This window comes from Rheinheimera sp. 4Y26 (assembly GCF_025245835.1).
Lineage (GTDB): Bacteria > Pseudomonadota > Gammaproteobacteria > Enterobacterales > Alteromonadaceae > Pararheinheimera.
Window position 1 is genome coordinate 211,756 of sequence record NZ_JAOBWS010000003.1, and the last position, 24,059, is coordinate 235,814.

The 24,059-nt window shown below is 51.3% G+C and carries 19 protein-coding genes; 7 read left to right on the forward strand and 12 right to left on the reverse strand.

Annotated elements, in window-relative coordinates:
- Positions 1 to 128: 128 nt before the first annotated feature.
- Positions 129 to 2,393 carry a phosphoenolpyruvate--protein phosphotransferase gene (gene ptsP / locus N3Z11_RS06260; RefSeq protein ID WP_260656299.1) on the reverse strand — a complete coding sequence of 755 codons (2,265 nt, stop codon included), beginning with the start codon at positions 2,391 to 2,393 and terminating at the stop codon, positions 129 to 131.
- 38 nt (positions 2,394 to 2,431) lie between these two features.
- Positions 2,432 to 2,932 carry an RNA pyrophosphohydrolase gene (gene rppH, locus N3Z11_RS06265; RefSeq protein ID WP_260656300.1) on the reverse strand — a complete coding sequence of 167 codons (501 nt, stop codon included), beginning with the start codon at positions 2,930 to 2,932 and terminating at the stop codon, positions 2,432 to 2,434.
- A gap of 382 nt (positions 2,933 to 3,314) precedes the next feature.
- Here rppH and mutH point away from each other — a divergent pair, with 382 nt between their 5' ends.
- Positions 3,315 to 3,986 carry a DNA mismatch repair endonuclease MutH gene (mutH, locus tag N3Z11_RS06270; protein WP_260656301.1) on the forward strand — a complete coding sequence of 224 codons (672 nt, stop codon included), beginning with the start codon at positions 3,315 to 3,317 and terminating at the stop codon, positions 3,984 to 3,986.
- Positions 3,987 to 4,030: 44 nt separating this feature from the next.
- Here mutH and N3Z11_RS06275 read toward each other — a convergent pair whose 3' ends face one another.
- From N3Z11_RS06275 to N3Z11_RS06290, 4 genes are all read right to left on the reverse strand, one after another.
- Entirely contained in the window at positions 4,031 to 4,849 is an 819-nt protein-coding gene (locus tag N3Z11_RS06275; RefSeq protein ID WP_260656302.1) for a substrate-binding periplasmic protein, read from the reverse strand.
- 305 nt (positions 4,850 to 5,154) lie between these two features.
- Complete coding sequence (locus N3Z11_RS06280) at positions 5,155 to 5,961, reverse strand: acyl-CoA thioesterase II (RefSeq protein WP_260656303.1); 807 nt, start codon at positions 5,959 to 5,961, stop codon at positions 5,155 to 5,157.
- 12 nt (positions 5,962 to 5,973) lie between these two features.
- Positions 5,974 to 7,062: a fatty acid desaturase family protein gene (locus N3Z11_RS06285; RefSeq protein WP_260656304.1), complete on the reverse strand. Its 1,089-nt coding sequence runs from the start codon at positions 7,060 to 7,062 to the stop codon at positions 5,974 to 5,976.
- Positions 7,050 to 8,297 carry a flavin reductase family protein gene (locus N3Z11_RS06290; protein ID WP_260656305.1) on the reverse strand — a complete coding sequence of 416 codons (1,248 nt, stop codon included), beginning with the start codon at positions 8,295 to 8,297 and terminating at the stop codon, positions 7,050 to 7,052. Before N3Z11_RS06290 ends, N3Z11_RS06285 begins: the two co-directional genes overlap by 13 nt.
- Positions 8,298 to 8,723: 426 nt before the next feature.
- On the opposite strand from N3Z11_RS06290, the gene N3Z11_RS06295 reads away from it, so the two are divergent.
- Positions 8,724 to 13,070, forward strand: coding sequence for a hypothetical protein (locus N3Z11_RS06295; RefSeq protein WP_260656306.1), 4,347 nt, complete (start codon positions 8,724 to 8,726; stop codon positions 13,068 to 13,070).
- Between the two features lie 187 nt (positions 13,071 to 13,257).
- On the opposite strand, the gene tpx is transcribed toward N3Z11_RS06295, so the two are convergent.
- Both tpx and N3Z11_RS06305 read right to left on the reverse strand, forming a co-directional pair.
- Positions 13,258 to 13,755 (reverse strand): thiol peroxidase, encoded by a 498-nt coding sequence (tpx, locus tag N3Z11_RS06300; protein ID WP_260656307.1) that lies wholly within the window; start codon positions 13,753 to 13,755, stop codon positions 13,258 to 13,260.
- A 123-nt stretch (positions 13,756 to 13,878) separates the two neighbouring features.
- Complete coding sequence (locus N3Z11_RS06305) at positions 13,879 to 14,565, reverse strand: methylamine utilization protein (protein WP_260656308.1); 687 nt, start codon at positions 14,563 to 14,565, stop codon at positions 13,879 to 13,881.
- Between the two features lie 90 nt (positions 14,566 to 14,655).
- On the opposite strand from N3Z11_RS06305, the gene N3Z11_RS06310 reads away from it, so the two are divergent.
- Entirely contained in the window at positions 14,656 to 15,936 is a 1,281-nt protein-coding gene (locus N3Z11_RS06310) for a hypothetical protein (protein ID WP_260656309.1), read from the forward strand.
- 1 nt (position 15,937) lies between these two features.
- On the opposite strand, the gene N3Z11_RS06315 is transcribed toward N3Z11_RS06310, so the two are convergent.
- Positions 15,938 to 16,558 (reverse strand): LysE family translocator, encoded by a 621-nt coding sequence (locus N3Z11_RS06315; protein ID WP_260656310.1) that lies wholly within the window; start codon positions 16,556 to 16,558, stop codon positions 15,938 to 15,940.
- Positions 16,558 to 17,535, reverse strand: coding sequence for a sterol desaturase family protein (locus tag N3Z11_RS06320; protein ID WP_260656311.1), 978 nt, complete (start codon positions 17,533 to 17,535; stop codon positions 16,558 to 16,560). Before N3Z11_RS06320 ends, N3Z11_RS06315 begins: the two co-directional genes overlap by 1 nt.
- Positions 17,536 to 17,730: 195 nt before the next feature.
- Between N3Z11_RS06320 and N3Z11_RS06325 the strand changes: the two genes are divergently transcribed.
- The gene (locus N3Z11_RS06325; RefSeq protein WP_260656312.1) at positions 17,731 to 19,068 is read left to right on the forward strand and encodes a DUF3422 domain-containing protein; all 1,338 of its coding nucleotides are present in this window, start codon (positions 17,731 to 17,733) and stop codon (positions 19,066 to 19,068) included.
- Positions 19,069 to 19,076: 8 nt separating this feature from the next.
- On the opposite strand, the gene N3Z11_RS06330 is transcribed toward N3Z11_RS06325, so the two are convergent.
- Both N3Z11_RS06330 and upp read right to left on the reverse strand, forming a co-directional pair.
- Positions 19,077 to 21,194: a CHASE domain-containing protein gene (locus N3Z11_RS06330; protein ID WP_260656313.1), complete on the reverse strand. Its 2,118-nt coding sequence runs from the start codon at positions 21,192 to 21,194 to the stop codon at positions 19,077 to 19,079.
- A gap of 10 nt (positions 21,195 to 21,204) precedes the next feature.
- The gene (gene upp, locus N3Z11_RS06335; protein ID WP_260656314.1) at positions 21,205 to 21,858 is read right to left on the reverse strand and encodes a uracil phosphoribosyltransferase; all 654 of its coding nucleotides are present in this window, start codon (positions 21,856 to 21,858) and stop codon (positions 21,205 to 21,207) included.
- Between the two features lie 168 nt (positions 21,859 to 22,026).
- On the opposite strand from upp, the gene N3Z11_RS06340 reads away from it, so the two are divergent.
- From N3Z11_RS06340 to N3Z11_RS06350, 3 genes are all read left to right on the forward strand, one after another.
- Positions 22,027 to 22,848, forward strand: coding sequence for a zinc-dependent peptidase (locus tag N3Z11_RS06340; RefSeq protein ID WP_260656315.1), 822 nt, complete (start codon positions 22,027 to 22,029; stop codon positions 22,846 to 22,848).
- Positions 22,849 to 22,951: 103 nt separating this feature from the next.
- A complete protein-coding gene (locus N3Z11_RS06345; RefSeq protein ID WP_260656316.1) occupies positions 22,952 to 23,416 on the forward strand; it encodes a hypothetical protein in 465 nt (154 codons plus the stop codon).
- 124 nt (positions 23,417 to 23,540) lie between these two features.
- On the forward strand, positions 23,541 to 24,023 hold the full coding sequence (locus tag N3Z11_RS06350) for a peptidylprolyl isomerase (RefSeq protein ID WP_260656317.1): 483 nt from the start codon (positions 23,541 to 23,543) through the stop codon (positions 24,021 to 24,023).
- Positions 24,024 to 24,059 lie beyond the last annotated feature (36 nt).

The window sequence follows — 24,059 nt, forward strand, 5'->3', positions numbered from 1 at the left end:
TACAGAGCAGACCTGTGGCGAGCCAGTAAATTCAGGTGAGTTGCTTTAATTGCTGAAGATGGCAGCACAAGCTGCAACGAACAGAGTGCAAAAACAGTGGTTGGTGAAGAGGTGGTTGTTCTAAGCTATCAGGCGCGCAGCTGGTTCAGCAGTTTTTTCTGATCCAAAAAGCGTTGTACCTGTAAACGCACTTGTTTGGGCGACTGACAAGCCAGAATTTCCGGCAACAGCAGTTTTAACTCAGAGATATCAATGCGGCGCAACAACCATTTGATTTTTGCCAGGTTGCGGTGGTTCATACTAAAGCGCCTGAAACCCATCGCAATCAAAATCAAAATACCAATAGGCTCACCGGCTAATTCACCACAGATACTGGCCGGGAACTGCAGAGCCTGACACTGCTGACCAAGCTGGTTCAGCGCCCGCAGCACTGCAGGATGCAGCGCATCATACAAATTACCCACCCGCGGATTATTACGATCCACCGCCAGCAAATATTGGGTTAAGTCGTTAGTCCCCACCGAACAAAAATCAACTTTGTTCGCAAGCTCACTGAGCTGATACATAATAGAAGGCACTTCAATCATCACCCCAACTTTGGGCTTGGGCACTATGCCTTCTTTATTAAACTCATCGTCAACCTCAAACCAGGCCTGACGGATAAGCCGCAGCGACTCATCCACCTCCGACAAATCGGAAATCATCGGCAGCAGAATATGTAAATTGCCCACACCAATATTGGCTTTGAGCATGGCGCGGATTTGCACCAGAAAAATTTCCGGGTGATCCAGTGTTAAGCGAATACCACGCCAGCCTAAAAACGGATTTTCTTCAGAAATAGGGAAATACGGCAGCGGTTTATCACCGCCAACATCCAGAGTACGCATCACCACAGGTTTTTCCGGGTAACTTTGCATCACCTTGCGGTACAGCTCAGTCTGCTCCTGCTCTGTTGGGAAGCGGCTGCGCATAATAAACGGAAACTCAGTGCGGTAAAGCCCCACACCGTCGGTAAAATCAGATTGGGTGGTTTCAAGCTCAATGGCAAGACCTGAGTTCACCATCAGCTTAAACCGGCTACCACAGGCACTTTGCGCCGGTAAATGCAGCTCAGCCTGATAACGGGCATTAAGCTCAGCATCTTTATTCATCAACTGCTGATACTCATGGCAAATGGCATCAGCAGGCGACACCAGAATATTACCCTGATAACCATCCACAATCAGCCGCTGCCCCTGCCACTGCATCAGCGGCAGCTCGTCTACGCCCATCACGGCCGGAATACCTAATGCCCGCGCCATAATAGCAGCATGCGAGTTGACCGAACCTTTCAGCGAAACTATAGCCACCAGCTGCGCGCGCGGAATTTCGGCCAACATAGAGGCTGTGACGTTATCGGCCACCAGCACCACATGCTCGGGAAGTTTGTAATGACGCTGCTCAGTGTCGAGCAAGTGATTCAGCACGCGCTGGCCCAAATCACGGATATCGGTGCCACGCTCACGCAGGTAGGCATCGTCCATATCATCAAACTGGCGGGCAAATTTTTCAACCACCCTTTTGAGCGCACTTTTTGCACACCAGCCTTCGGCTATTTGCGCTTCAATTTCATGGCCTAAACTCGCGGCGTCCAAAAGCTGATGGTACACATCAAAAATGGCCAGCGCATCAGGCGGCAAATGACCAGACATGCGCTCTGCCAGGCGGTTAAATTCGGCCTTGGTTACCTTGACTGCACGGTAAAAACGCGACAACTCACGCTCGGGGTCATCGGTTTTTTGCAGTGAAATGGCATCAAAGTCGCTGGCCGGCTGCAATACAAAACCTTCGCCAATGGCAATGCCGGGTGCGCCAATTAAACCTTGCAACTGCCCCACATGCACATGGGGGTTTGGACTTTGGCTGGTGAGCTGACGCATCTCGGCGTTGACCAGTACGGACGCCAGCTGCACACCTAAGGTCACTAAAAAGGATTCTTCATCTTCGCTGAATACCCGCGAGGCCGACTGCTGAATGGTCAGCACGCCCAGCACTTTGCGGTGATGGATAATAGGACAACCTAAAAATGCAGAAAAACAGTCTTCACTGACTTCAGGGGTCACTTTAAAACGGGGGTGTAAATGTGCTTCTGCTAAATTGATCGGTTCTTCACGCTGACCAACCCAGCCAATCAGACCTTCAGAAAAGCCGATTGCGACCTTACCAATGGCATCCGGATTCAGGCCATCTGTTGCCATCAGCATAAAATGTTGTTGTTGGTAGTCGGCCAGATACACCGAACAACATTCGGTATGCAGCGCATTTTTGACGTTGCTGACCAGGCCAGCCAGAGCACTGGCCAGCGAAGGTTCCTGCGCAACATCCTGAACAATACGCCTTAACTGGCCGAGCATAACATCCCCTTCTTCACCTCATGGTGGCGGCCATGATGCTACTTCTTTTTGACTTCACGACGAATAAACGGCAAAGCGACCGGGGCAAACTCTTTCATTACTTTACGGTAAACTTCCCGTTTAAAAGCAACGACCTGGCGCACCGGATACCAATAACTGACCCAACGCCAGTCATCAAACTCCGGATGCGAAGTTTTTAGCAAATTGACATCTTCTTCCCGGCAGGTCAGACGCAATAAAAACCACTTTTGCTTCTGCCCGATACACACAGGGTTGGAATCACGCCGAATCAGTCGTTTAGGTAATTTATACCGTAGCCAGTGTTTTGTCGTTGCGACAATCTCCACGTCCTGCGGTAACAACCCAACTTCTTCATGTAATTCACGATACATGGCTTGCTCCGGTGTTTCACCGTCATCAATGCCACCCTGAGGGTACTGCCAGGAGTGTTGGCCAAATCTGCGAGCCCAAAACACCTGTCCCTGGTGATTACAAATCACTATGCCGACATTGGCCCGAAAACCTTCGGCATCGATCACACTAACCTCTAGCTTATTTACAACAGCTTGTGAAAAGATTCTTTCATAAAGTTGCGGCCACAGCAAACGGTATTTCGCCACAGTTTTGCAAAAGTTATCCACAGTTCAACAAATGTACAGCAGAGCTTTGTGCACTTCTACACAGCCTCTGTCGATAAATCTGTGCATATCCTTGTTTTTATCCCTGAATAACTTTTTAACCTGCAGCTTCCTGAATTATTCAAATCACATATTTTTGTTTTTATTCATACGCTTAGATAATTTAAACAGTGTCGACACCACCATTTTTTCTGTGCATAAGTTGGATTGCTGCTAAATTAACCAGCCAAATCCACAAAAAAATGTTAGTTTGCCGACAGTTATCAAAACAAGTCTGTAGGACATGACAGCTCCCGCTACCGTTACCGAATTAATAAGCCGTTGTCAGTTACTGGCAGGCCTGACGCTGGGTGAGGTTGCAACTCAGCTTGGAGTCAATTTGCCACCCAATTTGCTGCGCGATAAAGGTCTGGTGGGTCAGATGCTGGAGCTGGCGCTTGGCGCCAGCAGCGGTTCTAAAGCTGAACCCGACTTTCCACAGCTTGGCATTGAATTAAAAACCCTGCCGGTGGATGCCAGAGGTAAACCGCTGGAGAGTACTTATGTTTGTACCGCACCACTGACCGATGTCGGATTGCAGCAATGGCACAGCTCCTGGGTCTGCCGCAAACTCAGTCATGTGCTCTGGGTACCGATTTGGGCTGAGCGCTCAGTGCCCTTAGCCGAACGTGTCATTGGTACCGCCTTTTTATGGCAGCCGGATGCCGAACAGCAAGCCTTACTGCAACAAGACTGGGAAGAGCTGATGGAGCTGATTGTGCTGGGGGGCATCGACGAGATTAAAGGTGCGCATGGCAAAGTATTACAACTGAGGCCCAAAGCCGCCAACAGCAGGGCATTAACTGAAGCTGTGGGCCGGGATGGTGAACCCATCCAGACCCTGCCCCGGGGTTTTTATTTAAAAGCGGCCTTTACTGCGGCCATTTTGCAGCGCCAGTTTGGTGCCGCTGTTTAAAGTGACTGCGTTTTTAAACTACTGATTTTTAGAACTGCTGATTTTTAGAACTGATAGCGCGCTAATACAGCGTCGTACTCACCACTTTGCTTGATCTCAGCCAGCGCTTTGTTAAAAGCGGCCACTGTTTCCGGTTTGACTGTGGCTTTACTAAACATCACATACACATCGGTATTGCCAAGGGTAATGCTGTGCTGGCCAATTTCTCTGTCCAGGCCTTTGCGCCTGAGCATTGAAACTCCGACGAATTTGTCCTCCAGCATACCGTCAATATCGTCGTCCATTAACCGCGCTATATTCAGTTCACTCAGCTGAGCTTCTATAAACTGGCTTTTGTAAGCCTCATTGCTGTAAAGCTCGGTCAGCTCAGGGCCGTAATAATATTCACTGACAATCCCCAGCTTTTTACCTGAAGCGATAAAATCACCAATGGTATTTTGCGGCAAACCGGCAGCGTCGGCAGAACGCACAAAAAGTACAAATTGCTCTTTGCGGTAAGGATCTGAAAAGTGCGCAAATTCTTGCCTGGAAGGCGTCATTGAAGAGCCCATCAGCAAGTCAACTTTGCCTTCTTTTAATGCGGTTACCAACTCCAGCCAGTTGCTGTGCTCTGTGACCAGAGTGCAGGACATTTTGTTGGCAATGGCTTGCACCAGCTCAATATCAAGGCCGCCGGGTTTTTGGTCGATGCCGATAAATTGATAAGGCTCCCAGGTTTCAAAACCAAGCCTGAGCTCACAGCCAGGTTTTGCCTCAGCAGCAACCGCATCAGCCGGGGAATTTGCCGCAGCTTGTGGCGCTGCTGCGGCCGCTGTTGCTGCCGCTGGAGCCTGAGCTTGCGCTTTGGCTACCTCAGGTTTCACTGCCGCGGGTTCACATCCGCTTAACAGCAGCAAACTTACCGGAAAAAAAACACGAAGAAACGACAACTTTAAACTGAAAGGTAAGGCTGGATTGTTCATATGCGCCTCTTAGGTTGGTCTGTTCAAACCAAGCTTAGTGCATAATTTCTAAAGCGCGCGTTCCTTAGCCGCCTTTCTTTTTGGGTAAAAAGGGTAGAAGAACCGGACCAAAAACAGAATGTTATGATAAAAACCCGGACAAATGGACAGCCGCGCGGCGCTTTAGCCGGCAATTAGCCTGAACCCGCTAAGCCACTAAAGAACCGCTAACCAAACAAGGCTACGGTCTGACGGCTCAGCGCAACCAGAGTACCTTTTTTATCATGCACCTTCGCCTGAATATGGCCATAACCATCAGCCGCAGCGTCAATATGTGCCAGATAAGACCACCACTCATCCGCAGCGGCTTCCAGATGGTCGGTTAAGAGTTCCAGCGTCCAGCATAAGGTGCTGGCAGGTGCCGGACTGGTCAGCCAGGGCAAAGTTGCCGGCGGCCAGGCATCAATCAGTGCCAGTAGCTGCATCAGGCTGCATTCTTTGCTTCCGTGTTGTGCTGGCTGTCGAAAACGCATAAAACCACCAAAATCAACACTTTGCACCCCACTAAACGGCAAGCCGCCATGGCTGATACGATAGTCAAAATGGCGGGTAAATTCAGGCACCACTGCAGAATCGGGCAAACTGAGTCCTGTTGGTTCGAGCGGGATAGCTGCTGCCTGTGCGGCCTGGAGCTGCACCGCAGAAGAACGGGCCACACCAAAACTGGCCAGTAACACCAGCGCGACCTGGCCTTGCTGCGATAACTCCACCTGCGCCTGCACCACTGATTTGCCCTGACGCAGCAGCCGCCTTGTTGCCGTTGCTTCCCCGGGCGCAAGCGGCGCCACAAAAGACACCGTCAGCGAACGCAGTCTGATGCCCTCACTCACCCAACCCGACAGATACTGCAAGGCCAATGCTGCAGCGATGCCACCAAACAAGGCCCGGCCCTGCCCCCAGTTATCCGGCACCTGAAATAATGCAGATTCACCTTCTTTTTGCTGAAGTTGTGCCAGGCAGCTGACAAAATCCATAATAAGTTCCTGTTAATGTTGTGTTTTGTGAGCTGCAGCCACAGGTAACGAATAACGTAAAATACGTTGCAGTACAGTGGCATACTGACGGATAAAACTGCCACTGTTATAAGGGATCTGATAACGCTCAGCAATAGCACGCACCTTGGGTACCAGCTCCGGGTAGCGATAAGCTGGTAAATTCGGAAACAGATGGTGTTCAATCTGACAGCTTAAATGGCCGGTCAGGATATGAAACCAGCGCGGGCCGGTAAAGTTGGATGAGCCCAGCATCTGCCGTAAATACCAGTGGCCACGGCTTTCATTTTCGCAATCTTGCGCCTGAAACACATGCACATCTTTGGTGAAATGCCCGCAAAATATCACTGTGGCTGTCCACCAGTTGCGCAGGATATTGGCGAGCAGATTGCCAAGCAGCACTTCAAAAAACAGCGGAAAACAGAGCAGCGGAAACAGCAGATAGTCTTTACATAACTGGCGTAACCCTTTACCAAAAAAAGCTTTTTTAAGATCGGAGTCAGACACTTGCGAGTGACGGTCATTTTTCTTTTTACCAAAAAACACCCGCTGCGCCGCCAGCTCATGGTAAGCAACGCCCCACTGGAACAGCGTGCTTAATACCAGATAAGTGACAAACTGCCACAAATTACGCAGCCGCCAACGAAAGTCGTTGCTGAGCCTGAGCAGACCGTAACCAAAGTCGCGGTCTTTGCCAATAATATTGGTGTAAGTGTGGTGCTCAAAATTATGGGTGCGCTGCCAGGATTTAGCATCACAGGCAATATCCCACTCAAACTGCCGCGAATTTAAATACGGATGTTGCATCCAGTCATACTGACCATGCAGCACATTATGGCCAATTTCCATATTGTCGAGAATTTTGCCAAGCGCCAGCAATAACACCCCCAGAAGCCAGAGCCAGGGCGACCAGAGAATACCAAGCAATAGCAGCCGGCCGGTCCAGACCGAGAGCCGCTGCACCAGCAAGACCAGCTCGAGATAACGGGCATCTTCGGCGCCTACTTTAGCGCGGGTTTGTGCCGCCAGAGCGTCAAGCTCAGTGGCCAGTGTATCCAGTTGTTGTGACGTTAAGTTGTACATGAGGTGTTGTCCTGTGCTGCTGTGCTTACGGCATCCAGTTGTAATTCAAGTTTTGTTAAAGCACTGCTGATACAAAGTTGTACTAAGCCCTCACCGGCATCCGAAATGTGCCCGGTCAGCTCGTTGCGCACTTGCCCTGAAGTTTTTGTACACAAACACTGCATACAAATGCCACGACGACAGCCATAACGCGGCGACAAACCGGCTTGCTCCAGGCTCTTGAGCAAATTGCCCTGGCTATGAAACTGCAAAGTACCGCCATGCTGAGTAGCGCTGACTGGCACAGCTTCGCCATGACTTTGCTGGCTCAGACCAAAAGACTCCTGCCTGACCTGACTGATGCCAAGTGCTTTGGCCTGTTGTTGCCAGTACTGACTAAAAGCCAAAGGACCGCACAAATAGAGCATGGGCTCTTTTGTCAGTGTCTGTTGCAGGGCACCGGCACTTTGACCGGCACTTTGACCGGCACTGAGGCACTCACCATCTTGCTTTTTTAATGTACTAAGCGCAGCGCTGAACTCAGCGTCCGTCAAACGGCCTTGAATGCAGGTATCACGAAGCACAATGGTCAGTAGCGGAAAACGCGCACGCAGCTGCGGCCAGCTATCGGCAAACAACAAATTACCGGCACCGCGGTAACTGTAAATCAGCGTGATGGGACGGGTCAGCCGGCTTAACGAGCTCAGCATCGAATGCAGCGGCGTAATGCCACTGCCGGCGGCCAGCATCAGCGCACTCTGGCTTTGTTCCAGCACAAAGTCACCACTGGCCGGACCGATATAACAAGGCAGTGGTTCACCTGCTCTGGCAAAGAGTTGCTGCGTTAAACCACCATGCGGCTGCACTTTCATCGTCAGCTGTAAAGTGCGGTGTTGCCAAAACTGTTGAAGTGGCGAACTGATACTAAAGGTGCGGGTTACCAAAACCCCATCAAGCTCCACTGTCAGATCCAGATGCTGACCTGGCACAAAACCGGCAAAAGAACGGCCTGCTTTAAGTTGCAGCTGCAGATAAGCATCCTGCAGATCACCTTGCTGCTGACTGATTGAGAGCAAAGTGGCACTTTGCAGGCCAGCCCGATAGTTTGGCCGCATCAGCCGGATAACAGGCTCCAGATAACTACGAACGCCGGATTGCACCAAAGCTATTTGACAACATAAGCGCCAGAGACGCCGGAAAACACCAGCCTCAGACTGGCTATTTGCATTAAATATCGAGGATTGAACAGATCGCATCAGATACACCATTAAATTTCAGCGCACATTTGTACTCTATTTTTAAATTTTCATCTAGTTGAATTTTTATTATTTTCAGGCTCAAAAGCCATATAAATAGGCAACAAAATTATTCACTCCGGGTAAAACCGTTCAGATTAGCTAACACTTGTACGCCAGATAAATGTACAACTGTACGCAAATAACAGCGCTAAAAGAGCGATAACAGCAAGCCTTGGAACAAAACTGCCGTTGGCAAGCAACAGCCACTGAGTTCTGGCTAAGGCAGCTCAACAAAAGGTTGGATCAGGTATTTGGCACCACAATTTTTAACAAGAAAAAACACAGCAAAATCAACGGCAGACTGTTACAACCGGCAACAACACAGTTACACTGAACAAGCCGCGGCAGCAATGACGCTGCCGGCAATCAACACAGGAACGGACTATGACTTTGCGTGTTGCCCTGACTTTGCTCCAGCGCCTCTTTTTTAACAGCCCTGATACTGCAAAGGCGCCCAGCTGCGGCGCTTTGTTATTGCCGGCTACCTTTTTGGCCAAAATGCCGATTCAGTTGTTGGCAAAAATTTCTGCAGCCGCAGCTGCGTTATCGCTGATGTTGTTGTTCTCGCCGACAGCTCTGGCGCAACAGCAGAACACACCGATCCCGGAAGCACTCAAACCCTGGCAAGACTGGGTGCTGGCTGAGCATCCAACACACCGCTGCCCCTGGCTGGCGTCGCCACAGACAGAACAAAAGCAACAATGCCAGTGGAGTGAAAGTCTGGCGCTGGAAACAAACCCGCAGGGCGGCCGTTTTGTCTATCAGCTGCAGCTTTTTACCGACGGCTGGGTCAGCCTGCCCGGTGATGTCAGAAACTGGCCGCAGCAGGTTGAAGCCAGCAGGCTGGCGCAGAGTGCGGACGACAATAAGAGTGCGGATGGCAATAAAACAAAGATGGCACTGCGGGATCAGGACGGCATCCCCCAGCTTTATCTCAGTGCAGGACGCTGGCAGATACAGGGTGAATTTCGCTGGCCACAAATGCCACAACGGCTGAGCGTGCCGCAGCAAAGCGGTATTATCAGCTTGAAACTGCTGGGCACGCCTGTGCTTCAGCCAAAAAAACTGGGCACCGAACTTTGGCTGCAACAACCTAAGCCGGATGCTGAACCAAGCACTGATCAGCTGCAGATCAAAGTATTCCGCCGCCTGAGCGACGATATTCCGGCCAGATTAACCACTTTGCTGCAACTGGAAGTCAGCGGTAAATCGCGCGAACAGCGCCTTGAAACCCTGTTGTTGCCCGGCTTTTCGGCAGAGGCTCTTTACAGCGACTTACCGGCGCTGATGGATGACAAAGGCGCGCTGCATCTGCAACTCAGTGCCGGTCAATATCAATTGCAACTGGATGCTGTAAGTTTTCAGCCACTGGCGCAACTGCAACTGCCAAAAGCCATCGCACCTTTGCCCAATCAGGAAATCTGGGCTTTTGTCGCTCAGCCACAACTTCGCACCGTGGACCTTAGCGGGGTCAATAGTCTGGATCCAAACCAGACTCAGGTGCCGCCTGACTGGCAGCAATACCCGCTTTATGCAATGGCAGAGGGCAGCACTTTGACATTGGCTGAATTGCAGCGTGGCGGCGGTTCGGCGTCCGATGAGCTCAGGCTCGAAAAACGTCTGTGGCTGGATTTTACCGGCCATACCCTGACCGCAAGCGACCGGATCAGTGGCTCTTTACATAGTCAGGCCAGACTCGAAGTTCAGCCCGGTTATCAGCTTGGCCGGGTGGAGCTGAACGGTCAAGCGCAGCTCATCACCCAACTGCCAGAGCGCGAGGCCGGTGTTGAAATCAGGCAAAACCCAATCCATCTTCACAGCATCAGCCGTATTGAAGCGGGCTCTGTATTGCCGGTCAGCGGCTGGCAAAGCAGCTTTAGTGAAGTGAGCTGGCAGTTACAGCTACCGCCCGGCTGGTCGTTATTTACCGCAACAGGTGCCGATCGCCAGCAAGGCACTGTGCTGGAACAATGGACCTTGTGGGACATCTTTTTTGTATTGTTGTTTAGTGTGGCGAGCGCCCGGTTGTTTGGCTGGCCTGTCGGTTTGTTAGCCCTTTGTACCCTGACACTCAGTTACCAGCGTTTTGATGCGCCACAATGGAGCTGGCTCAGCCTGCTGACTTTGCTGGCACTATTGCCACTCGCCAAAGGTAAAGCAGAAAAATGGCTGAAAAAAGCTGTTTATCTGAATTTGCTGCTGTTGCTGCTGATCCTGCTGCCCTTTAGCGTGGGTCAGATCCGCCAGGCAATTTACCCACAATTAGAACGGCCGTATCAGCAATTACAACCACAAAACCAACAATACCATGAAGAAAGTGCGATGACCGAAGCCGCGGTGATGGAAGCTCCGGCCGCTTTAGGGGCCCCAGCCCCACAAAGCGATGCGGCAGAAGCCAGAATGGAAGTTGCAGAGCTGGCAAAAAAAGCACAAAAGCAACTGACTTCTTACGCCAGCCCAGGTGGGGTCAGCGCACCTGCCCCGCTGCTGCAAACCGATCCCAATGCCCGTATTCAGACCGGACCGGCTGAACCTGACTGGCACTGGCGGCAGGTTGAGTTATTCTGGCAAGGACCACTGCTGTCAGATGAACAAACCCGGCTCTATCTGGTACCGGCCTGGCTGAACCGGCTGGGAAATCTGCTGACTGTGCTGCTGTTATTTGTACTGTTATGGCAGCTTTGCCGGCCACTCAGCGGTGGCAAACTAACACCGGCCAACATCTGGACTCAGCTCAGCTCTGGCCTGCCTGGCCGCGCTGCTCTGGTGTTGACTCTGGTATTGCCGGGCGCTTTGATGCTGCAGCACTCCCCAGCGCAAGCTTCTGGTTTTCCCGATGCAGCGCTGTTAAGCGAGCTGGAGCAGCGGCTGCTACAAAGCCCAGAGTGTTTACCCAGCTGCACCAGCATCAATAACCTGGTAATTAGTGATGATCCGGACCACATCAAACTGCAGTTGCAACTGGATAGTCAGGCAGACACTGCGTGGGTGTTGCCTGTTGCTGCCAGCAGGCTGAAACTGGCCAGACTGGATCAGGCCAATGCGGCTATTTTCCAGCAGGCGGAGCAAAGCTGGTTGTATTTGCCCAAAGGCCGGCATCAGCTGGAACTTTGGATAAGCCCGGAGCAAAGCCAGTTATCCTTAAGTTTTGGCAGTGCCTGGCATCAGCTGGATAATCAGCTCCGGCTCTGGCGCCTGATGCCCGACAACAGCGATGCCAATGATCTGGCAAGCCTGCAACAAACAAGAAAACAACTGCGTCTGGAGCAACTGGCCAGCGACAACAGCCAAATTAGCAGCAAAACCCTGAGCTCAGGGGCGCTCACACAAAATGTACCTGCTTATGCGGTGCTGGAGCGGCAGCTGACCCTGGGACTGGAATGGCAAATCACCTCGACCCTTCGGCGTACTGGCATGTCACAACAGCCATTGCAGCTTAAAATTGCGCTGCTGGAAGGCGAAACACCGCTGACGCCGCTGCCGGTGGAGGATGGTGCGCTGGCACTGCAACTCAATGCCGAACAGCAGTCCATCAGCTGGCAATCCAGCCTGAAGCCGGTTCAACTGTTAAAGCTGTCAAGCCCATCGCAGCAACAATACACTGAGATTTGGCAACTGAGCGCCGCGCCCAAATGGCATGTCGCCACTGAAGGTTTGCCGGCCATCACCACAGCACAAAGCCCGCTACCGTCTTTATGGCGGCCCTGGCCAGGTGAAGGTTTACAACTGGCCATCAGTCAGCCGCAGCCGGTTGAGGGTGACATGCTGACTATCCGGCAGGTGATCTTGCAGCAGCATCAGGGCAATCGCAGCAGTGATATTGAACTGAAGCTGCAACTGAACGCCAGTCAGGCACAAAGTTTCAGTCTGCCGTTGCCCGACGACACAAAACTGCAGTCGGTAAGCCTGGACGGCGTGACTTTACCGCTGACGGTGAATCAGCAGCAACTGACGGTGCAACTCAAACCCGGCCAGCAACAACTGCAACTGAACTTTACTGACAGCAAGGCTCAGCCTGTGCTGCTCAGCAGCGCCGGCTTCAACTTGCCGCTTGCGGCGGCCAATATTTACCTGCAACTGCGACTGGCACCGGATCGCTGGATCCTGGCCGTCGGCGGCCCGGATATTGGGCCTGCGCTGTTATTCTGGGGCATGCTGGCGGTGATGTTGTTGTTGGCAATGCTATTGCCACGTCTGATTCAGAGTCCACTACGCCGCCGGCACTGGTTGTTGCTGTTTACCGGCATCTGCACTGTCAGTTTCTGGATCCCGCTGCTGGTGACCCTGTGGCTGCTGGCCATCAGCAAAAGAGGCCAGTTTAACGGTGTGTTGCAAGGGACTTATCAGAAACTCAGCCAAATTGCGCTGGTGCTTTTGAGTCTCAGTGCGCTTTTGGCGTTATTTTCGGCTATTCCTTATGGTTTATTGTCAGCGCCTGATATGCAGCTGGTTGGCAATGGCTCATATCAGCAACAGCTCTACTGGTATCAGGATGTCAGTACAGCGCAATTGCCGGTTGCCTGGGTGTTGTCGTTGCCACTTTGGTGTTATCAGCTCTCGATGTTGTTGTGGTCTTTGTGGCTGGCCACTGCCCTCACGCGCTGGCTACCCTGGGTTTGGCAGCAGTTAACTGCCGGTGGTTTCTGGCCGGCAACAACTGCGACCAAAGAAGCCTTAGCACAGACTGGCAACACAAAGGATGATGAAAAACCGGAAAATGCCGGACAATGAGGCAGTTGTTGCCGGCTAGCCGGAAAAGTCCGGCAGTCAGGAACCTGCATCTCATCAGCTGCAACTCATCAGCTGCAATAAAAATAACAAAGGCCGCATAGCGGCCTTTGTTATTTCAGGGAGTTTTGCGCCTGCAAACAGACGCTGTGGCCGGCACTTAGTTCGGCATTTTTTAGTTCAGCACTTTTTAGTTCAGTACTTTTAATGCGGCTTCGTACCCTGGCTCATCGGCAGTTTCTGCCACCTGCTCAGTGTGTACCACTGTGCCTTGTTCGTTAATCACTACCACAGCACGTGATAACAAACCTGCCAGTGGGCCATTGGCAAAAGTCACGCCATAGTCCTGGCCAAAGCTGCTGCGGAAGCTGCTGCCATTTAGTACGTTTTCCAAACCTTCGGCACCACAAAAACGGGCCTGAGCAAAAGGTAAGTCGGCAGAAACGTTCAGCACTACAGTGTTTTGCAGGCTGCTCAGTGCCTTGTTAAAAGTACGGACTGAAGTGGCGCAGGTCGGCGTATCTACACTTGGGAAAATATTCAGTACCACTCTTTTACCGGCAAAATCACTTAACTTCACATCGGCCAGGCCTGCACCTGTTAAGGTGAATTCCGGTGCTTTGGCACCTATTGCCGGTAAGTTGCCGACGGTCTGAAATGGGTTACCTTTTAACGTTACTGTTGCCATGTTGTATTCCTTAGTCGCTTTGAGATTGTGTTCTGAAATGATCCGAACGGGTTAAAAGTGGCCAGGACAAGTACACAATACCCTGTCATCACCTGCCCTTTGCCACTGCACTTAAACAATGATTCAGTAAGTAGCGCCGTAGAGCTGGCTTTTCAAGGCCGAAGCCTGATAATTATTACCAAAACCTTTTTTCGGTCTGCTCGGTTTGGCCTGGCGGGTGACGCTCAGCTGCAACTGAAGTTTCCGCTGCGGCAATCTAGTTTGTAGCGGATCAACTTGCTGGTCCTGCCACGGATGCCAGAGTTTGAGCTGATAACTGCCATCCGGCACCTCAGGAAAAACCGCCACACCCTTGTCATCTGTGACTGCCAGATAGGCACTTTCGCCAACGTAGATATAAGCCTGCATATAATCATGAATATTGCAGCCAAGCGCTACTATGCCTGCTTTATCAAAGAGTAACGGTGCTTCCGGCTTGCCTGCATATAACTTCAGTTCAAAAGTTTTGGCCGGTGAAAAGGAATACACATGGTGACGGGTTTTATCCTGATTCGGAAAATCAATTTGGGTACCCACCTGCACTGCCGACACAAAAGGCCGGAAAGTTAAATCCTGCTGCGCTACTTCTTTGATGGCGGTTTGGCGCACCTTGCTGGCAGGGTCATACAGCTCCACTACAGCGTCTGCAAGCGGCACACCTTGCTGATCGGTCAGCTGCACTTCCAAAGTGCCAGCCAATACAGTACTGCACATCACACAACTGAACACGCCGGCAACCCAACTCAGCATTCTTTTTTGTTTTGCGATCATTCAGTCTGCCCCTTCACGGCTATTTTTACTCTGGTGCAGCAGTATAACAGCCACTTTAACTGCTGTGGCCCAGATAAACTGCTGCTATGCTTGCAAAATTCGTCCTTACTGCACCTGAACTTTATGCGCTGTCGTCTGATTTGTCTTGCCTTTATTCCTCTGCTTTACGGTCGTTTTGCCTCTGGCGCAGAGCTGCAACCGGGTTTACGGCTCAGCGCCAAAGGCGAAGTTGGCCTGGTGCAGGTGACAGAACAAATGCGCGGTTTACGTCCCTGGTGGCAAGGTGGCACAGGTCAGCTGGCGGCGGCGCATAATGGCTTGCAATTTGGCCCGCAGTTGCTGGCCTTGGGTTTTGATGTAACCGATCATTGGTCGGCAACAGTGCATGGCCAATGGCATGACAAACCCAGCCAGCAATTTGGCATCACTGAAGCCTGGCTTAGTTATCAGCCTTTGCCGTTACAGGGTTATCGCCTGAGCGGGCGCGCCGGTTGGTTTTATCCGTCGATGTCACTGGAAAATACCGATATTGCCTGGAGCTCAGCTTACAGCAGCAGTTTTTCTGCCATCAACAGCTGGTTTGCTGAAGAATTGCGCGCCCGTGGTGCAGAATTAAGCTTAAGCCGCCCTGGCCGCTTTTTTCAGTCTGCACACAGTTATCAGCTGGTTGCCGGTGTTTTTCAGGGCAATGACCCGCTGGGAACAATATTGAGCTGGCGTGGTTTTGCCATCCACAATTATCAGAGCAATATTGGCGAGCGGGTGCGTTTTGCCAATTATCCGAGCATCCGCACTGGAGCTCTGGCAGCACAACCCGACTGGGTACAGCCAAGCCGCGAGCTGGATCACCATGTGGGTTATTATGCGGGTGTGCACTGGCTACATCAGGACAATAGCGAGCTGAGGTTTTATCATTATGATAATAAAGCAGATCCACTGGTGTTGCGGCATGGTCAGTATGCCTGGCGCACTTCGTTTCGCAGCCTGGCCTGGCAACAACAGTTGCACGAGCAGCTGCGTCTGGTGGCACAACATTTAAACGGCCACACCCAAATGGGACCCAAAGCTGTGGATCTGTCCTATCGCAGCTGGTTTGTGCTGCTGGCATTACAATCCGCGCAGATCCAGTGGAGTGTGCGCTACGACCATTTTTTGCAACAGGACAAAGACCAATATCCGGGGGATAACAACAACGGCAAAGGCCATGGCTGGATGCTGGCCGGCCAGTATCCGCTCACCCCCTATTTAAGCCTGTCGGTTGAATGGCAAAAGTTGCATAGCATGCAGCAAAACCGGGATCAGTGGCAGGACTGGCCTGTGGACAAAAGCTTTTCGCAGCTGAATTTTTTATTAAACTGGCGCTTTGACTGAGTTAAACCACAATCAGCCAGATGCCAACGCCCAGCATCAAACTACCGGCAATACGGTTTAATAAACGCACATTTTTATCTTCGGCAAAAATCAGCCTAAGCGCTTTGCCTCCGCTTGCATACAACAATAAACAGCCAAATTCCAACAGCAGAATAATAGCAAGCAGTGCTGCCAGCTGAGGCCAGAATGGTAGTTTGGCGTCGATAAATGGCGGCAATAACGCCATATGAAAAGCCCAGCCTTTTGGGTTGGACACTGCAGTCACCAGCCCCTGCCAGAACAGTTGTCGTCTGGACACCTGAACCACTGCACCAGGCTCTGGTATCGCCAGCTTGCCTTTGGACTGCCACATCTGCACCCCGACATAACAAAGGTAAATGCCGCCGAGCCATTTAAACGCGGTAAAAAGTGCCGGCATGCCGAGCAATATCGCCGCTACACCAAGCACGGCGCTGGTTGCCACTATGGCAACACCCAGCATTTCGCCCCACATCATCCACAAGGTACGGCGCACGCCAAGGCTGATACCAAGTGTCATGGACAGCGTCATACAAAGCCCGGGGGTAATGGACACAAATAAAAAAGTAGGAATAAAAACCGACAATAAAGCGACATTAATCATCAGACGCCCCCATTTTGCTCTACAGCATCGTCAGGGAGCTTGTTGTTATCCAGCCTGGGTTTAGGCGCACCAAACAGCGCGCGAAACTTAGCCCAAACACCACGACTTTGAGAAAAGTCGGCCCAAATTCGCCGCCATTCATAAAAGGTGATGGTCCATGGGTTTACCGACTCAAAGTTATCGGTAATACCGTATTCACAGGGAATATCAGCATGCTCGGGTTCAAAACTGCCAAACAGCCGATCCCAGATCACCAGCACACCGGCAAAATTTTTGTCGATATAGACCCCATTACAGGCATGGTGCACCCTGTGCCAGCTGGGTGTATTCAAAATCAGACCCAGCGGGCCCCAGTGTTTGCCCCAACGGGTATGCACAAAAAACTGAAAGGCCAGATTAATGGCTACCACTGCCAGCACCAGCTTGACGTCAAACCCCAACAGCACCAGCGGTGTCCAGAATAACCACATGCCGGAGATGGGATAAGTCAGGCTTTGGCGAAAGGCGGTACTGAAATTCATTAAACGCGAGCTGTGATGCACCACATGAGAGGCCCACAACCAGCGGATACTGTGTGAAGCACGGTGAAACCAATAATATAAAAAGTCCTGCAGCACAAAAAGTATGAATAAATTCAATGTGTTAAACGGCAACTCAAAGACGGAAAAATGACTGAGCCAATAAAAAAATGGCAATAACAGGAGCAAAGACAAAGCATCACCAGCCTGATGCATAGCCGCCAGCACCAGATTAGCGAGGCTGTCACGCCACTGATAAATATGTTGTTGCATCCGCTCCGACTGATACCACTCGTATGCAATAAAAATAAAAAAAACCGGACTTGCCAGGATCAGGATCAGTTCTACCGGGATCACGCTATACCTCGTTACCACATTATCAAAAGCGCAGCTGCCGACTTTACGCCAAGCCAGCACTTTAGAAAACCCACCCACGCCCTGTTTTTGTGCCTGCTGCACTGAAAATTTGCAGCCGACAGAAGCCAAAGTGTAACATTACAAATATTTCTTATTATTTTCAAACGGTTAGCCAAAAATCTTCTCTGGTACAGCAGTTGCTTTGTAAAACCTGAAGTGGGCCTTTCAGCAGTTGTCATCACAATGCCACCCAAAGCGGGCAATATCGCAGCGCTGCTCTGTATCAAGGGGAAAATTATGACCACAAATTGTGCATCCGACAGCCCTTTAGCAAAACAAAGTCCGTGGCTGCTTAGCCGGAATCATCCACAACGGGATTTGCTGGAAAAAGAGCTGCAACAAAGGTTTTTCCCGGCACTCAGTGCGCCTTGCCGCATCTGCCATTTTATGCTGACGCTGGGTACCGCCTCCAGAGCTGCCGAATTTAGCCTGATGCAACAAAGAGCCTTGCAAGCCGGTGTGTTGCTGCAGGAAGGCGACAGCGACGTCAATTTACAACTAGGCGACATCACTCTGCGCTGGGAGCGGCACAGCGAGTTTTCGACTTACAGTTTTATTGTGCCGGGTGAAAGCTGTGACTTTGCTGATCCGGCAGAATTTTTACCTAAGCCGGACTGGTTTGATTTAGTACCGGGTCAGTTGTTTCGTGTGGTGCAGCTGCTGATCTGCAAACAACAGCCGGGCCAGCCAGACATCACAAAACACAGCGCTCAGACCCTGGCAGCCATGTTTGCCAGCGAACACTGTATCTCCAGTCTGGTTGCCAACCAGCAGGCACAGATATGGACCGATTTTCGTAAACATCCGGAAGGCGGTGGCCGTATGGTGCTGCTGGATAAAGGTTTATCCGACAGCGCTTTAGCACGGCTGGTGCAACAATTGTTTGATTTAGGCAACTACCGCAAGCTTAGTCTGCTCGGCTGGCCTTTAACCCGTCAGGCGCTTGCGCATTTGCATAGTCTGGAGCAGCAACTGTCAGATATTACCCAGCGTATTGAACAACAGCAGGGTTCAGATGAAAAAATGCTGCAGGAAATCAGTCAGATGGCGGCACAAACCGAACATCTGATAGCCAACAACAGCGCCAGGCTCGAAGCCAGTGCAGCCTATTATCAGCTGACGCTCGACCGGCTCAAAGCGTTAAAAGAAACAGCGCTGGACGGCCTGATGTCACTACAGGATTTTTCCGAGCGCCGGCTTACCCCAGCCTTTCGCACTGCCCAGTCGGTGCTGAACCGTCAGCGCAGTTTATCGAACCGGCTTGGCCGCTCAACCGAACTATTGCGCACCCGCATCAGCCTTCAGCTGGAAAGGCAAAATAGTAAATTGTTGATATCGATGGAAAAAAGGGCAAGACAACAACTGCAGCTGCAAACAGCAGTAGAGCGGCTGTCCACTGTGGCCATTTGTTATTACGCTGTGCAGCTGCTGGATAAAGGTTTAAGTTCGTTAAGCCTGCTGTGGCCTGCCCTGCCGCTGCAGTTGATGCAGGCACTGAGCTTGCCACTGGTGGTGCTGCTGGTTAGCCTGTTGTGGTATCAGCTGAGAAAACCAGGGCGCGACCAGCAAAACTGACACAAATCTTATTGCTGGCGGACTGTCAGATAAAACCACAACTTTTGCTGTTCATGTTTGATATTGAGCTCAGCGCCGAGCACCGCAGCCCAGTGTTTGGCCGCCAGTAAAGCACAATATCTGTCATTACTTTCTGCGGAAGGGCCATCTAACATAGCGATATTGGTTTGCGTCGCCAGGAAATTTGCGGTTTGTTCGGCATCGACGTCAAGCTCCGCCTGCCAGCTGATAATGCCGGGGTAAAAGTCCATGCCAACCATAATGCTGCTGTTGCGCTCAGCCAGCGACATGGCTAACAACAATAAATCACTACATAGCTGCCACCAGACTCCTTCATAGCCGGTCAGACCATAAGGACTCTGACTCTGACGCCATTCCAGACGCTGTTGATTACCGGCTGCCACCGGGCTTAGTGCCTTTAATAACTTCGGCATCAAAGCGGTAAAATCAAGACGCACCGGCAAGGCCGGCAAAGGTTCAGCACCTGAAACCATCTGACAAAACTGCTGACTTAACCAATGCAAATGTGCCAACTGATAGCTGGCCACAACAGGATCCTGTTGCACTAACAGCTGACAACCGGCAACTGTGCTGGCGATTTCAAATTGACATAACCGCATCAGTTGCTGCAGCTGTTCACTTTGGCTGACCTGTTGAGTCTGATCGAGTAAAGCGCCGGATAGCCTTAAGGCCGAGCCATCGGCGTCCCGCAATAATTGGCACTGCATCAACACCGACAAAATTTGCCCCTGACGGTGCATAAACTGATAACGCTGACTGAACTGTTCAGGCCCTGACGCCAGAATACGCTGCACATCATGACGGAAAATATCCCGTTCGGATGGCAACAATAAATCCAGCATGGTCTGTTCAGTTGGATGTTGCTGCGCTGCGGTAAAGCCAAACAGCTTCCACCAATTGTCAGAATAAAAGGCATCGCCGGTAGATAAGTCAAATTCAAACCAGGCCAGCTGACTGGCTTTCAGCGCCAGCGCCTGGCGCTGTTCGTTCGCAATCAGCTGCTGATACTGGGCATGCAGCTGCTGTTGTAACTCCTGTTGCAACAGTTCGGCATGATAACGGCGTAAATTCACCCTGCTTAGCACAGCAAACAGCAACAACATCATCAACAACAGAAAAAACAACAACCAATAATTGGCCACCGGCAGGTAATTTTTCACAAACCGGTCGTTGCTGCGGATCTGCAACCAGAATGGCTGACCATACCACTCCAGCTCTTTGTGCATGACAAAAACCTGGCCCTGTTGCTGGCCGTCCCGGCGCTGATATAGCAGATCCGAAGGTGCCTGTTGTGCCGACGAATACCAGCTGAAATCAAGCTCGGTATGAGCATTATGCCAAAGCCGCGTCATCATATCGTTCACACGAAAAGCGGCATAAACAAAGCCCTGCAGCGCCTTCATTTTCTGCTCGGCACTTTGTAACAGGGCGCCGGCTTTATACACAGGCTGCACCAGCACTAAACCGGGTTCAACCGCATTGCTGCCATCCTGTGCCAGCAAAATCCGGGGGGTCACAGCGATGTTGCCAAGGCTGGCTGCCCGCATTGCGGTTCTTTGCCGCAGTGGATTGGTCAGCATGTCATAGCCAAGCACAGCGCTGTTTTTGGCATTTTGCGGCTGAATATGGGTGACCACAGCATAAAACGGCCGTTCACCTGCAGGATGCACGGTGAAATCTGTCACACCATCGGCACGAATTTGTTGTTCCAGCGCCGCAATCTCGTTGGCAGAACGATAGTTCACCAAACCAAAAGCCTGAATACCGCTGTAATGTTTGTCTAAATCAAGGCCAGTGACAAAACGCTGCCATTCGGCCTGAGTCACCTGTTCAGAAGAGCTGACAAAAGCCATACCTGAGCCCAGCAAAAACTCAAAATGTTGCAGCCGCTGCTTTAGATTCAGCTCCAGATCGTCGGCATGTTGCTGAAAAATTTCTTGCTGCTCGCGGGCAATTTGCTGGCTGTAACTGAACCAGTAATACAGCAACAAAGGTAACATCAGCGCCATCACCAACCAGCTGGATGCATTGTGCCGGCTCAGCCACAGGCTCCAGCCTTTGAGTTCCGGAGTGAGTAACTGTGGCTGTTGTGCGCGCTTGATCATAACGGGCCCGTCAGTTCTTGCTGCCAAAACATAAATCGCCGGCATCACCGAGCCCGGGCACTATATAAGCCTGGGCATTGAGATTGTCATCCAAAGCGCCGAGCCAGAAAAATGCAGGGAAATCAATCTGTTGCTGTAACATCGCCATGCCCTCAGGCGCCGCAATAGCAGCGGCGATATGCAGGCTACGGGGTTCACCTTTTTTACGCAGCAATTGCCACACTTTGAATAACGACGAGCCGGTTGCCAGCATAGGGTCTATTAAAATCAGGTCACGCCCGGCAATATCAGGGGTGGCACTGTAGCCTAAAAAAATATCCAGTTCGCTGGCATCTGCCCCTTCCTCACGATAAGCCCCGACAAAACCACTGTCGGCCTGGTCAAACATATCGAGAAATCCCTGATAAAACGGCAAACCCGCCCGCATCACACAAATCAGCACCGGCTGCTGCTCCAGATCTGCCACTTTGGCCGAGCCAAGTGCAGTTTGAATGTCAAATTGCTGGTAAGGCAACACCTTCGACACTTCATAGGCCAGCAGACTGCCAAGGCGCTGCAGGTTCAGCCGAAAACGCATTCTGTCTTGCTGAATTTGTGGTTCCCGAAGCTGGGCAAGAATGCTTTGAGCGATGGAAAGTTGTTGTTGTAATTGAAAAATGTTCATGCGTCTTTCCGCTGACAAGGATGCGTAGAGTGTATACAAAGATGACATTTTTTGCGCCTTCCGCCAACTGAATTGCCAGGGTTTTGCTTGAAAAATCAAAGCAGCTGACCCATTTCAAAGACCAGAGCGGCCAATTCAGCGCCCGCGGGAGTAAAATGTGTGGGTATTATGCAAAACAGTCTGATCGTTTTCCTGATGTTGCTGGTGATTGCCGCTATTCTCTGGCCGGTGTGGCGCCAGCGCAGGCTCAAGCAACAAATTGCCGGCACCGCCTTTCCAACAGCCTGGCGCAAAATATTAAAACGACAATTGCCGCTCTATAACAGCTTGCCGGCGGATTTACAGCTCAAATTGAAAAAACTGATCCAGCTTTTTATTGCTGAAAAACAGTTTATTGGCTGTGAAGGTTTGCAGATAAATGACGAAATCAAACTCAATATTGCCGCTCAGGCCTGTTTGCTGATGCTCAACCGCCCCACAGCTTTATACCCAAACCTGCGCAGTATTCTGGTCTATCCGGCGGCTTATCTGGTGCCGGGGCAACAAACCGACGCGGCGGGAGTGGTCAGCAACAACACCGAAATGCGCTTAGGCGAATCCTGGCAACAGGGCAAAGTGGTGTTGTCCTGGCCCGATAGTCTGCAGGGCGCTGCCGATCCCAGAGACGGCCATAATGTGGTGTTACATGAATTTGCCCATCAGCTGGATCAGGAAAACGGCCTTGCCAACGGCGCGCCCTTTTTGGCCAGCAGCGAGGCCTACCGGGTCTGGAGTCAGGTGTTAAGCGCGGAGTTTGAGAAACTGCAACAACAGCTGGCACTTGGTGTGCCGACCCTATTTAACCCTTATGCCGCCACCAATCCGGCCGAGTTTTTTGCCGTCACCACCGAAGTATTTTTTGAACAGCCCCAGGCCATGCAACAGCAACATCCGGCTTTGTATCAGCAACTGCGCCAGTTTTACCGGCTGGATCCGGCGCTTTGGCACTAACACAGTACTCAACAAACAACCTTGTGTCAGTTCAGCCAAAATTCAGATGTCGCTTGCCATAGTGTGATTATCAATAAGCCCAACCAGGGCGGAGGGTAATCCAATGACAAGCACTAACAACAATCACAGCAACACATCAGCCCCATTAAGCCGGCATGCCCGCTGGTTATATCTGGGTGTGCTGGCACTGATTAGCAGCAGCGCACTGGCCGCAGATGTCAGCGTCAGCCTGCATGGTCAGGTGCAACCCGGTGTTTATGGTTCAGTGCATATTGGCGATCGCAGCCCCACTGTGATTTACCACGAACCGGTGCGGGTGTATCACGAACCAGTTTATGTAGAGCGGCATTACGCCCCTGTGGTGGTGCAACCCATTATTATTCAGGCACAAAAAAAACACCGTAAACACTGGAAAAAACATTGTCACAGATACAATGCCTGTGGCCGTGAAGTACGTTTTGTGGAGGTGTACGACCAACCGCGTTATTACAGCAGAGAAAGTTACGGTTATGACACCCGCCGCACTGAAGGCCATGAAGAGCGCCGCCATTATCACCGTTATGACTAACGGAAGCGGTTCAGATCGGACATTTCAGCTGGCAGAACATGGCGCGTGCAGAAAAAAGGTCGCGCTTTGGCGATGAAGTCAGGATAATAACGACCTTTTTTATTGCACAGGAACTTAGCAGCAAATGTTAATCAGCAAAGACACAGTGGTACAACTGCACTATCAGTTATCAGATGACAGCGGCCTTCTGGAGAGCTCACAAGGCAGCGACCCGCTGTTATATCTGCACGGTCATCAGAATATGTTACCGGCCATTGAACAGGCGCTGGAAGGTAAAGGCAAAGGTGACACCCTGGAGCTGACATTAGCGCCAAAAGACGCTTATGGTGAACGCCGTGAAGACGCCATTCAAAGTGTGCAGGTGAAACATCTGCAGGGCGCCAAAAAATGGCAACCAGGCATGATGGCCGTGGTGCAAACCGAACATGGCCCACGTCAGGTTAAAATTGTTAAAGTTGGCATGTTTAAAGCCGACGTGGACACCAACCACCCGCTGGCAGGCAAAACACTGAAGTTTAATTTTGAAATTCTGGATGTGCGCGCTGCCTCTGAAGAGGAAATTGCCCATGGTCACGCCCATGGCGTGGGTGGACACCATCACCACTAAGCAAAGCTCTAGCCGTAGCCAGTACAGGTTGTGCGC

Excerpts from the sequence above, each read along its gene's own strand:
- mutH (WP_260656301.1), top strand. The coding sequence starts at position 3,315 with ATGACAGCTCCCGCTACCGTTACCGAATTAATAAGCCGTTGTCAGTTA.
- N3Z11_RS06325 (WP_260656312.1), top strand. The coding sequence starts at position 17,731 with ATGACCACAAATTGTGCATCCGACAGCCCTTTAGCAAAACAAAGTCCG.
- N3Z11_RS06305 (WP_260656308.1), bottom strand. The coding sequence starts at position 14,565 with ATGATCGCAAAACAAAAAAGAATGCTGAGTTGGGTTGCCGGCGTGTTC.
- N3Z11_RS06280 (WP_260656303.1), bottom strand. The coding sequence starts at position 5,961 with ATGGATTTTGTCAGCTGCCTGGCACAACTTCAGCAAAAAGAAGGTGAA.
- N3Z11_RS06340 (WP_260656315.1), top strand. The coding sequence starts at position 22,027 with ATGCAAAACAGTCTGATCGTTTTCCTGATGTTGCTGGTGATTGCCGCT.
- N3Z11_RS06295 (WP_260656306.1), top strand. The coding sequence starts at position 8,724 with ATGACTTTGCGTGTTGCCCTGACTTTGCTCCAGCGCCTCTTTTTTAAC.
- N3Z11_RS06330 (WP_260656313.1), bottom strand. The coding sequence starts at position 21,194 with ATGATCAAGCGCGCACAACAGCCACAGTTACTCACTCCGGAACTCAAA.
- N3Z11_RS06350 (WP_260656317.1), top strand. The coding sequence starts at position 23,541 with ATGTTAATCAGCAAAGACACAGTGGTACAACTGCACTATCAGTTATCA.
- N3Z11_RS06345 (WP_260656316.1), top strand. The coding sequence starts at position 22,952 with ATGACAAGCACTAACAACAATCACAGCAACACATCAGCCCCATTAAGC.
- ptsP (WP_260656299.1), bottom strand. The coding sequence starts at position 2,393 with ATGCTCGGCCAGTTAAGGCGTATTGTTCAGGATGTTGCGCAGGAACCT.
- tpx (WP_260656307.1), bottom strand. The coding sequence starts at position 13,755 with ATGGCAACAGTAACGTTAAAAGGTAACCCATTTCAGACCGTCGGCAAC.
- N3Z11_RS06315 (WP_260656310.1), bottom strand. The coding sequence starts at position 16,558 with ATGATTAATGTCGCTTTATTGTCGGTTTTTATTCCTACTTTTTTATTT.
- upp (WP_260656314.1), bottom strand. The coding sequence starts at position 21,858 with ATGAACATTTTTCAATTACAACAACAACTTTCCATCGCTCAAAGCATT.
- N3Z11_RS06285 (WP_260656304.1), bottom strand. The coding sequence starts at position 7,062 with ATGTACAACTTAACGTCACAACAACTGGATACACTGGCCACTGAGCTT.
- N3Z11_RS06290 (WP_260656305.1), bottom strand. The coding sequence starts at position 8,297 with ATGCGATCTGTTCAATCCTCGATATTTAATGCAAATAGCCAGTCTGAG.